This is a genomic window from Candidatus Curtissbacteria bacterium (assembly GCA_024654445.1).
In the GTDB taxonomy this organism is placed as follows: domain Bacteria; phylum Patescibacteriota; class Microgenomatia; order Curtissbacterales; family GWA2-41-24; genus JANLHP01.
Window position 1 is genome coordinate 20,588 of the sequence record JANLHP010000012.1, and the last position, 11,645, is coordinate 32,232.

The 11,645-nt window shown below is 43.4% G+C and carries 8 protein-coding genes and 2 rRNA genes; all 10 read left to right on the forward strand.

Going from position 1 to position 11,645, the window contains the following annotated elements:
* Positions 1–272 precede the first annotated feature (272 nt).
* The 10 genes from NUV69_00980 (at position 273) to NUV69_01025 (ending at position 10,962) form a co-directional block, all read left to right on the forward strand.
* Positions 273–3,919, forward strand: a 23S ribosomal RNA gene (locus NUV69_00980).
* Positions 3,920–4,235: 316 nt separating this feature from the next.
* Positions 4,236–4,586 carry a hypothetical protein gene (locus tag NUV69_00985; GenBank protein ID MCR4324244.1) on the forward strand — a complete coding sequence of 117 codons (351 nt, stop codon included), beginning with the start codon at positions 4,236–4,238 and terminating at the stop codon, positions 4,584–4,586.
* Positions 4,587–4,820: 234 nt separating this feature from the next.
* Positions 4,821–5,288 (forward strand): hypothetical protein, encoded by a 468-nt coding sequence (locus NUV69_00990; GenBank protein ID MCR4324245.1) that lies wholly within the window; start codon positions 4,821–4,823, stop codon positions 5,286–5,288.
* A 38-nt stretch (positions 5,289–5,326) separates the two neighbouring features.
* Positions 5,327–5,443, forward strand: a 5S ribosomal RNA gene (rrf, locus tag NUV69_00995).
* A gap of 92 nt (positions 5,444–5,535) precedes the next feature.
* Positions 5,536–6,594 carry a sigma-70 family RNA polymerase sigma factor gene (locus tag NUV69_01000; protein ID MCR4324246.1) on the forward strand — a complete coding sequence of 353 codons (1,059 nt, stop codon included), beginning with the start codon at positions 5,536–5,538 and terminating at the stop codon, positions 6,592–6,594.
* 147 nt (positions 6,595–6,741) lie between these two features.
* Positions 6,742–7,878 (forward strand): S1 RNA-binding domain-containing protein, encoded by a 1,137-nt coding sequence (locus tag NUV69_01005; protein ID MCR4324247.1) that lies wholly within the window; start codon positions 6,742–6,744, stop codon positions 7,876–7,878.
* A 66-nt stretch (positions 7,879–7,944) separates the two neighbouring features.
* Entirely contained in the window at positions 7,945–9,324 is a 1,380-nt protein-coding gene (radA, locus tag NUV69_01010; protein ID MCR4324248.1) for a DNA repair protein RadA, read from the forward strand.
* A gap of 49 nt (positions 9,325–9,373) precedes the next feature.
* A complete protein-coding gene (locus NUV69_01015) occupies positions 9,374–9,715 on the forward strand; it encodes a four helix bundle protein (GenBank protein MCR4324249.1) in 342 nt (113 codons plus the stop codon).
* Between the two features lie 87 nt (positions 9,716–9,802).
* Positions 9,803–10,705 carry a hypothetical protein gene (locus tag NUV69_01020; GenBank protein ID MCR4324250.1) on the forward strand — a complete coding sequence of 301 codons (903 nt, stop codon included), beginning with the start codon at positions 9,803–9,805 and terminating at the stop codon, positions 10,703–10,705.
* Positions 10,702–10,962: a GxxExxY protein gene (locus NUV69_01025; GenBank protein MCR4324251.1), complete on the forward strand. Its 261-nt coding sequence runs from the start codon at positions 10,702–10,704 to the stop codon at positions 10,960–10,962. Before NUV69_01020 ends, NUV69_01025 begins: the two co-directional genes overlap by 4 nt.
* Positions 10,963–11,645: the final 683 nt, after the last annotated feature.

Sequence of the window (11,645 nt, forward strand, 5' to 3'; positions counted from 1 at the left end):
TCTGTGTAAACTATTACGAGCGTAGTTTGAGATTAATTAACAAATTACGACAGTAAGAAGTTTATCCTGAACCAACAAAGGTTGGTGAAGGGCTCTTTAACAACAGAATAAGTATGTAAAGACCAATTAAAAGAAATTTAGTTTTAAAAGTTTTGTACTTTTAAAACTGGATGGAATGGATCTAAAAAAGAGCTTAATAATACTCAATAAGCTCTAGAAAATATGGTTCCGTATTTTATTGAGACTACCTTTTTAGTTTCGATGTAGTACGGGATAAAGGTAAATATGCGTTTAATGGATGCCTTGGTACAACACACCGAAGAAGGACGTGGAGGGCTGCGATAAGTACCGGTTAGCTGCCGTCAAGCTATGACCCGGTAATTTCCGAATGGGGAAACCCCAGTTTTAAACTGACTCTATATTGAATACATAGGTATAGAGAGGGCACCGCCTGAACTGAAACATCTAAGTAAGGCGAGGAAAAGAAAACAATTAGTGATTCCCTGAGTAGTGGCGAGCGAAAGGGGAACAGCCTAAACCGAGTCTTCGGACTCGGGGTTGCGGGACTCAAATGTGAGACCACTTGAAATAGCTGAACAACCCGGAATGGTTGACCACAGGAAGTGAAAGTCTTGTAAGCGAAATTTTAAGCGGCTCTATGAGTATCCCAAGTACTGCGGGGCACGTGGAATCCTGCAGGAATCTGGCTCGACCATGAGCTAAGGCTAAATATGTGTTGTGACCGATAGTGAACTAGTACCGTGAGGGAAAGGTGAAAGAGTACCCCGGAAGGGGAATGAAAAGTACCTGAAATTAAACGCTAACAAGCAGTGGGAGCTCGGATTTATCCGGGTGACCGCGTGCCTATTGAAGAATGAACCGGTGAGTTTACATTTTCGTGCACGTTTAAGTCAGTAATTCTGACGGAGGCAAAGGGAAACCAAGTCTTAATAGGGCGATTTATTGCACATGATGTATGACCCGAAACCGCGTGAGCTAACCATGACCAGGGTGAAGCTTGCTTAACGGCAAGTGGAGGCCCGAACCCGTGTCAGCTGCAAGTGGCTGGGATGAGTTGTGGCTAGGGGTGATATGCCAATCGAACGCGGAGATAGCTGGTTCTCCCCGAAATATATCTAGGTATAGCCCATATTAACTACGTACTGGGGGTAGAGCACTGAATGGATCGTTGCGCACTTGTGTGTAGCATTCAATCAAACTCCGAATACCGGTACGACTACGTATGGAGTCAGTCCGTGAGGGCTAAGCCTTACTGGGCTAAAGGGAAACATCCCAGATCCAAAGCTAAGGTCCCTAAGTGTATCTTAAGTGTTAAAGGTAGTATTTACGTTTAGACAGCAAGGAAGTTGGCTCAGAGGCAGCCATCTTTTAAAGAAAGCGTAATAGCTCACTTGTCGATTCCGCCTTCGGGCGGAGGGCGTAGATGCGCCGAAAATGTACCGGGGCTAAAGATATCACCGAAGCTTGGAATTATGCCGCAAGGCATAGTGGTAGGGGAGCGTTCGCATTGCCGTGAAGTTTGCGCGTAAGCGTGAGTGGAGCGATGCGAAGTGAGAATGCCGGTATGAGTAGCGAAATCCCTGTGAGAATCAGGGACGCCGGATGTCCAAGGTTTCCTACGCAACGTTCGTCGACGTAGGGTTAGTCGGTCCTAAGGCGAGGCCAGAAGGCGTAGTCGATGGACAAGCCGTTAATATTCGGCTACTTTGGCAAAATCGTTATGAGTAAAGGGAAGACGGAGAATGAATCTTTCTGGGTCGAAATGATACGGCCTCCAAAAAGCAAGGAAGTGAAAGGTGAAAAATCTACTTTCGCGTTTATTCGAGCTTTGATGGCAAGTCGGCGCAAGCTGACAAGAGAAATCGTTTAATCTTCCAAGAAATAATCTCGTTACCAGATTTTGTCAAATCCGTACCGCAAACCGACACAGGTGGACTGGTAGAGTATACCAAGGCGAGCGAGAGAACCATCCTTAAGGAACTCGGCAATACAACTGGACGTACCTTTGGTAGATGTCCCCCCGCCCTGCGTAAGCAGTGGCGGGCGCAGTTAACGACGCTAAGCGACTGTTTAACAAAAACACAGGTCCCTGCAAAATCGAAAGATGATGTATAGGGGCTGACGCCTGCCCAGTGCCTGTAGGTCAAGCATTTGGAGTGATCTCTCCTTCGGGAGGGTGAGCCCCGGATGTAAGCCCGGGTAAACGGCAGCAGTAACTATAACTGTTCTAAGGTAGCGAAATTCCTTGTCGGGTAAGTTCCGACCCGCACGAAAGGCTGAACGACTTAGCGACTGTCTCAAGGATGGACTCGGCGAAATTGCAATGGCTGTGAAGATGCGGCCAACTTGCACCAGGACAAAAAGACCCCGTGGAGCTTTACTGCAACTTGATATTGTTTCATTTTTTGAGACTGTATAGGATAGGTGGGAGACTTCGGTCGACAGTGTAATACCACTCTTCTTAATGAATGAAACTCACTATTTGTCCTAACAAAATACGGGAGATAGGACAGTGTCTGGTGGGCAGTTTGACTGGGGCGGTCGCCTCCAAAAAGGTAACGGAGGCGTACAAAGGTCGACTCAAGTCCTACAGAAACGGACTTTTAGAGTGCAAAGGCATAAGTCGGCTTGACTGCGAGTGGTACATCACGAGCAGGTGCGAAAGCAGGTCTTAGTGATCCTTGCGTGGCTTATGGGAGCGCGCAAGCTTAACGGATAAAAGCTACCCCGGGGATAACAGGCTAATCTTTTCCAAGAGTTCATATCGACGAAAAGGTTTGGCACCTCGATGTCGGCTCACCGTATCCTCCTGCTGAAGTAGGCGGGAAGGGTTGGGCTGTTCGCCCATTAAAACGGTACGCGAGCTGGGTTCAGAACGGCGTGAGCCAGTTCGGCCTCTATCCGGTGCAAGCGTTAGATATTTGAGAGGGGTCACCTCTAGTAAGAAATTGCTACTTCCGGCAGGAATGTCGGATGACAATTCGGCTTATAACGGTGAAATCCTATTTGACTACGGGTTATGTTCGGTCCATAATTAACCCGATTAAAATGTCAAAGGATAATACCGTGGGAAGACTCTCTAAAATAGATCCAACTTCTCTTTCTTAATATTGCTGGTTTTCTAGATGGGGACGGAAGTATTATGCTTCAACTTCATCGGAGGAAGTCTGGCAAAGAAGTTTATCGAGTAAAAGCAGTAATCTGTTTTTACCAAGACAATCGATATAGAAAAGAGATTGAATGGATTAAAGAGGTTTTAGGTTGTGGTTATGTTTACACCAGGAATGACCATATATGCGAATTGCGTATAGAAGGTTTTTCGAAGGTGCTTGAAACATTAACAAACTTAAATCCATATTTGCGATTCAAAAAAAGACAAGCAGATTTAATGCTTGAAGTTATTCCGAAACTGCAGCAAAAATTGATTTTAAAGACAAATATTGATGTATGGATTAAGGAAATGCAAAGTTTGAACTATTTTTCATCGCAGAGAAATATTTTAGTAGATGTCCCCGTAACGACTGATCCAATCTTACTTTATAAAAAGTGAGTAAGGTGAGACTCATTGCTACTTGCCATTTTAGGGCAAAATTCAGAGCATGGGTCAAATGCCGACACCCTAACCCTTTAAGGACGGGTGAAGATATAGTCTGATTCTCCGAGTAATCGGAGTAAACGAAATGACGAGAGGACCGAGGTGAGCGAACCTCTGGTGTGCCAGTTGTTCCATCAGGAGCACTGCTGGGTAGCTATGTTCGTAACTGAGAAGCGCTGAAAGCATCTAAGCGCCAAACAGGCCTCAAGACTAAATATCTTAGATCCCAGAAAGACTATCTGGTTGATAGGCGGCGTGTGTAAAGGCAGTAATGTTTGTCACGCGTAAGCGTGGGTTGATTGGGAAATTGGGGATGTAGGGTGGAAGGAATATTCCTTAGCCTACTGACCCAAGTACCTAATTTTCAGCTAAGCCGTACTAATAGATCATTTAAAAAATGGTCTGCGAGAACTTTGTTCTCTAAGATCATCACCTTTATCCCGTAGTGCGTCGAAACCACTACATTTCCATCCAGTTTTATCAGGGCAAAACTTCTAAGTTTCTTCTAAAACTCCAATTACTGAAAGGTAACAAGAGGCTAAAAATTGGTCTCATAATAATAGTAGGACGAAGAGTCCGTTTTTTTGTTGGGAAACCTCGGGTAAAGGAGGTGAATATTATGGTAGAAACGTTAGAATCAAAATTATCAGCTACAGAGCAAGAAGCTGGAAACTTTCTAAAAATGAGCCTATTGGGGCATCCGCAAATGGCATCTGTTGTCGGGAGGTTAAGAAGAGAAGAGCCACTTTTTGACCTTGAAATAGAGCAATCTCAGAGCGCGGGTGAAGTTTTGGATTTCTTTGCGGATCGAGTTACTGCAGTTGAAGCTGGCAAAATTGGAAATTTACTGGACGCTTGGACGCGAGAGATTCGCGAACGAGGATCGAGTAGACATCCAAGAGGAATAATAATTTTTAAAGCTTACGCAGGTTCTATATTTGGAAGCATAGAGGTTGGTTTTGACAAGTAAGCGTCCTGGGGTTTTAATTTAAACGGTAAGTTGTCAGGTTTATGTCAAGCGTACAGCTTGACTCCAGCCTTACAATTACACTAATAAGCAGAGTAGAAGTTCCAAAAGAGGAAATTTAAGAAATGGCCCGCTTTGCTTTGACAAAACTGTCATTTAGGTGTAAAATACGGCCTATAGCATATAGACCACACACAGCAACCCCAAAGGTGCGTGTGTTTTTTTTAAGGAATCAATATGGGTGAAAGATTAACTGCGTGTACTCTAAAGGATAGAAATATCGATTTTGAAAGATTAACCGACGAAGCCGTCGCTGAAATTAAGGCATTAGACGTAGCTGCGTCTTTGGCCATTCAGGTTTTTGCTGATGATATTGGTTCCCGGGAAAGTTTAAGCGGGAGCGTTGGTAATACAAGCAGCCTGGCTGAATTGGGCGGTCTTCTTTCTGAAAGATACGGCCGTCAAACAGTAGACGCGTTTAGGGAATCAATTGCAAACTCCGCGGATAGTTTGGTAGGCACTGAAGGCCATTATGCGACGCAGGTTAGGGACAGGTTAAGCCAATGGTCCGAATCCGACTTAGAAGGAAGAGCAAAGCATCCAAAGAAAAAGGATTCCAAGAAGGCTCAAAGAAAACAGGCTTCCTCTAGCGCAGTTAAGGGAAAATTTCAAAGGCATTTAGTTAATTCGAATAGGGGACGTTAATACTTGAAATTTTAGGCTTAACAAGGTAGAATCTTGCAACTGGTGTCTCGAGCGAGGTGGAACCACTCCATCCCATTCCGAACTGGATAGTGAAACGCTTCAGCGGCGACAATAGTGCCTGGGCAACTGGGTGTGAAGATAGCTCGATGCCAGTACAAAACAACTCACCCTACCGTGAGTTTTTTTGTAGGTATCTCGCTGCGGTGCTCGTCCTTCGACTTCGCTCAGGATTGCGCGCCTAAGCTCGATGTCAGTATTAAGCAGCTCATCTTTGGGTGAGCTTTTTAAATTGGAAAGACAAATTATGGAAAGACAAGTACACAAACCAGTTGATGAACCTACCACCGCTAGCTTAGGACGGCTGGATTTTAGTGACCTGACAAGCAACCGTGAAAGCGTGAGACAAACAGATCTCGAAGAGATCGAGCTTGGTAAACTATACATGCAACAATTAAGCCGATTTCCGACTTTCCCCCCTGACAGGACAAAAACTCTATTTGAGCACATGGGGAAAAACCACACTGTTGCCGATTTAAGAAAAGATTTAAGTTTGAAGGATTGGGCTAGGGAAGACGACTTGGTAAAAATTGAAAATGTGTTCGCGGGAAGTAGCACTGTGAGGGATGTTATCGCAAATTCCAATCTCGGCTTAGCTGTTTATTTTGCCAATAAATATAGAGGTTTTATCCCATATCTGGATCTTATTCAGGCTGGAAACGAGGGCTTGATGGTTGCAATCGACAGATATGACCTTGGGTGTGAGGCAAATTTCTCTACATATGCGGAGGATTGGATAAAGCAAAGGATTAGAGCGGCGATTGTTGAATCTAAACCAATAATACCTCCTATCCATGTCTATTACGGGGTTTTGAGGGCTAAAAAAATGGCAGATGAGTTTCAGTCTGCCCAGGGACGTTATCCTTCTAGAGCAGAACTTCAAGCGCACTGGTTACAGAATGGCGGCGACAGATCCACACTTAATTCTGTCTTTGAGTTGATGAGGATGAGAACCGGAGCTGTTTCTTCACTAGAGCAAACGAATGATAGGGAAGCGACTTTTGATACGCGAGAAGATTCACAAGAAGAAAACCGTTCAAAACTTCGCGATGTAAAGCGCGCGGTTGAAAGCGGGCAGTTGAGCCAAAGAGAACAAATGGTTCTTTTATTAATATACGAGCATAGCATGACACTTTCAGAAGCAGGTGAGGTTGTGAAGGTGACCAGACAAGGTGTCGGCCAGATTCGAAAAAGGGCTCTTGGTAAAATTCGAGATAATGCGGAATCCCTTTTGGTTGCCGGAGACTAGACTTTTTTTATCCAAAAAAACCTGTTATACTTCGGGGCAGCAAATTTGAAAGCATTTTTAAATTTGGAATTTTAAACTAAGGGGTGGTTATGATTGGCGAAATTAAATCAAACTTCAAGCTCATCTAAGTCTCCAGGCCATTTGTCTATGGCCGATCTTTTGGCATCTTCAACTTACATAAGTTCTGCATTGAAGAGAGGACAAGAAGTTACTGGCAAGGTAGTTCTTGCGACTCCTCAGGAAATCCTTGTCGATATCGGAGCGAAATCCGAAGGCATAATTGCGGGTAAAGAGCTCCCACTTTCTAAAGACGAAATTTCCAAAATTAGTATTGGTGACAATATAGAGGCGATGGTTCTTTACCCTGAAAACGATGCGGGGCAGGTAGTTCTGACATTAAGAAGACTTTCCGGAGAAAATAGGTGGAAAGAACTCGAAAGTAAGATGAAAGACGGGGACGAGGTGGAAGTTTCTGTTGTTGAAGCAAATCGGGGCGGAATTATTTGTGATTTTGCTGGGCTTCGAGGATTTTTGCCGGCATCGCAGCTGCTTAAAGCTCCAACTAAACTTGAAGATTTAATCGGTAAAAGCTTTTCCGTAAGAGTTCTGGAAGTCGATAGAGCTTCAAACAGGCTCATTTTCTCTCAGAAACACCCTGGAAAGAAAGATTTGGATGAGCTTCTTAAATTGCTCGCCCAGATCAAAATTAGTGATAAGTACAGTGGTGTAGTTTCGGCTATTTTGCCCTTTGGAATATTTGTAGAGATTAATCTCAAGGGTATCACAGGGAGTAAGGGTAGCACGAGTACCACGAGTTCGGAAGAAAAAGCCCGTGATACCAGTGATACTCTTGATTCTCGTGGTACTTCTAAAATTGAAGGCTTAGTTCATATTTCCGAAATTTCTTGGGAGAAGGTAGACGAAGTTGGCAGGCTGTTCAAGGTGGGTGATAAGGTCGACGTTGTTGTTATTGCCAAGGATACGACAACCGGCAGGTTAAATTTGAGCTTGAAGCAGTTACAGGAAGACCCCTTTGTTAAAGCTACAGAGAAATATTCCAAGGATCAGAAGGTTATCGGTAAGGTTTCGAGGATTACTCCATTTGGTGTGTTTGTTACTTTGGAAGAAGGCGTAGAAGGACTGATCCATATTTCCAAAATTCCGCCTAATGTTAGTTATAAAGATGGGGAGAAAGTTGAGTGTGAGATAGAATCGGTTGATATACCTTCAAGAAAGATCGCGCTTGTTCCGCTTGTGACTGAAAAGCCGGTACTATATAGATGAGACAAAAGTTACAAAAGAGTCAAATGGGAGAGTAAAGAAGCCGAGCGATCGGCTTTTATTTTAGAAATGAAGAGTCATTCGGAGTTTGTATGTCAGCAATGCGGTTACAAGTCAGCCTCGTTTTTGGGCAGGTGTCCTCAATGTGGGGAGTGGAACAGCCTTGTTGAGTCTGTGGACTCGGCTTCAGGGCAAAGACTAGACACTTTAAATATTAAAGTTGAAGAAAGCCTGGTTCGACTTTCCGCTGTTAAAGCTCAAAACCTTCCTCGGATTACTTCTGGTTTTGGTGAGTTTGACAGGGTGTTGGGAGGGGGAATTGTTCCTGGCTCGATTGTTCTTATTTCTGGTGATCCAGGGATCGGGAAGAGTACACTTTTGTTGCAGTCTGCAATGGCAATTGCTAAAGACTCGGAGGGGTCGAGTGCTAAAAGCGCCAAGAGTAAAAAAGTACCCAATGGTGATCCTGGTCCGTCAGTTCTCTACGTAACAGGCGAAGAATCTGCGCATCAAGTGAAGCTGAGGGCGGATAGGATAGCCAAGGTTCCCGACGGTCTTTATATTTTGCCTCAAACAGACGTGGACGTGGTTGTGGGAGTTTCCGAAAAGGTCGATCCGAAGCTACTTATTATAGATTCAATTCAAACGCTGACCACTTCGAGGCTGAATGGTTCTGCAGGGAGCGTGGGGCAAGTTCGTGAATCTGCTCAAACTCTACAGTCTCACGCAAAGTCTAAGGGAATTCCAATCATTATAGTCGGCCACGTTACTAAGGAGGGAAGTGTTGCGGGCCCAAAGGTGCTCGAACATTTAGTCGATGCGGTTTTGAACCTGGAAGGGGATGGGATGCACGCGTTCAGGATCCTAAGGTGCAACAAAAATAGGTTTGGGTCTACATACGAGGTTGGTGTTTTTGAAATGACTGATGCTGGCATGGAAGAAGTCGCTAATCCTTCGAAGATATTTCTGGCTCAGCGAATCGAAAAGAGGCCAGGGAGCGTCGTTGCATCGACTATTACGGGTGACAGGCCGATTCTTGCGGAGGTTCAAAGCCTTGTTACGCCTACTATGTTTGGAATTCCAACTAGAAGAGCGACGGGTTTGGACTTTTCTCGAGTTCAAATCGTTATCGCTGCGCTTTCTAAGGCTGCGAATTTGACGCTTGGGAACTTGGATATTTACGTTAACGTAGCGGGGGGACTGCGGATAATTGAGCCTGCGGCTGACCTTTCTGTTGCGCTTGCTATCGTGTCTGCTGCCCAGGACATGCCTGTTCGGGAAAACGTTTGCGCCTTCGGTGAAGTAGGACTTTTAGGTGAGTTGAGGCCAGTTTCTGGGTCAGTAAACAGGATGAGTGAAGCCAAAAGGCTGGGTTTTTCTGATTTTATTACACCTGATAGGTTCAAAAGTTTAGAGGCTGCGATTAGTTACGCAATACATGGAGATTAATTCTTAATTTAAAATTTTTAATTTTTATTGAATTTTTTAAATATTAATTATGAAATATGACTTAGAAGAAAGAACGGCATTATTCGGAGAACGGATTATTAATTTATGTAAAAAAGCTCCTAAAAATGTTGTTACGGTTCCGATAATAGGCCAACTAGTTCGCTCCGGTACAAGTATGGGGGCGAACTATTGTGAAGCTAACGGAGCTTCAAGCAGAAAGGATTTCAGAAACAAAATACGTATCTGTAAAAAGGAGACTATCGAGACTAAATACTGGTTAAGGATGCTACCAAAAGCTTCAGAGAAAGTGGCAGATGATTGTCGCGAATTATGGAAAGAAGCCCGAGAGCTTACCTTGATATTTTCAAAAATAGCGTCCAGTTCAAAATAAGAGAGCTTGTTTCTCGCAAGCTCGAAATAGAAATTTAGATTTATTATTTGATTAAAAATTAAGAATTAGAAATTAAAAATTGATGTTATGAAATATAAAGTTCTTCTTAGACCGACGCTTACGATTGTTCTTGCCTTTATTGGGGCACTGGTTGCTCGAGTTGTTACGCCCCCCGCTATTTTCGCGGAAACGGGTACTATTTTTGTGCTTACGGCAGCAGCCGCTTTTGGCCTATTTGGATTTATATTGCCTGAACTTGTAGAGCTTGCAGGCCGGGCTGGGATCGCGGTTCTTGCCAAGCAAATTGCGAGCCATTTACCCGAAACCCCTTCCGTGAGTGTTGGCGCTCTTTCTTTTGGTAAAAGAAGTGGGAGGAAGAAAGTAAGTTCCAAATACATGAATCCCATGGTTATTGATACGTCTGCTCTAATTGATGGGAGACTGGTGGATATTACGAAAACGGGTTTTTTGTTCGGAACGTTTCTTGTTATTCCTGCGGTTGTGGGTGAATTGCATACGCTTTCTGATAGCGCGGACGATTTAAAGAGGGCAAGAGGGAGAAGGGGTCTCGAGGTGCTTTCCGAGCTCAAAAAGAACAAAAAGGTCAAAGTCGAAGTGCTTTCTAGCGACCCCAATGAGGAAAAAGTGGATGACAAACTGGTTAATCTTGCCAAAAAGGTTAGGGGGAAATTGGTTACGGTTGACTACAATTTGAACAAGGTCGCGACAGTCAAGGGAGTTGATAGTCTTAACCTCAATGAGCTTGCTAACGCGGTCAAGACGGTTGTTTTGCCAAATGAGAGTATGACAGTCACGATAAACGCTCAGGGCAAGGAGAAAAACCAGGGCGTAGGGTATTTACCGGACGGAACAATGGTGGTTGTCGAAGGTGGAGCTATCTATAAGGGGCGCGACGTGACGGTCAAAGTCTTAAGAGTACTGCAGACTGCTGCGGGTAAAATGATCTTTGGTAAACCGGATCGTCTATGAAAGCAAATAGTGAGCTAATTAAAGCGAATGGGCTTATTTATCCTGATCTTAGTTATCGGATTATGTCTGTGCTTTTTAAGGTTCACAATCAATTAGGTCCGAATTTCCAAGAGAAATATTATCAGAGAGCAATAGAAATCGAATTCAAAGCAGAGCACATTTCTTTTAACAGAGAAAGAATGGTTCCTTTAAAATACGGAGGTGAATCGATAGGTAGATATTTTATTGATTTTGTAATTGGAGATAAAGGCTTCTGATTACTTTAAAAGAGATTTTACTGTCCAAGTCTTAGCGTATTTGTCTTCTGCTAGCCTCAAACTAGGTATAATTGCCAATTTTAATTCCAACAAGCTTCTTTATAAAAGATTGGTAAATGCTACTATTCGCGAATATTAGCTAATATCGCTTTACTTCCTCTTATATATATTACTGTATCATCTAGCCTCCAATTTGTGGCCAAAATAGCGTCAAATGAACATTGCATCTCAAAACAATTTCTGACAGTTTTATGAATATTTCATTGTGGGATTAGCTTGTAATATTAGCGTAATCTCTTTAAACATGTCTTTTATAATAACTACAGGATAACAGTTTTGAGCACGTTTTTTTACTATAAGGTAGGGTAAGGGTATTGACAAGAATTATAGAAGGGTGCTACATTAATTTTGCAGGCTGAAACTCTACGTTTAAGGTAAAACTTAAACGTTACAAAGGTCCTTTGAAGCCTCTTGTTCTTTTCAAAATTAGGATGAGAGGCCTAAAAGACCAAACATAAAGTCTGACAGGACCGTAAATCGGCTGGCAGATTCAAAATATTTTTGGGAGTTTTATAAATTTCCAAAAGAAAAGAGCATCACTACCGCAGACTGAAACTCGAATAGCAATGCTCTTTTGAGGTGTAAGGGAAGCGACTTAGGGCAGCTAAGTTGCTTTCCTTTTT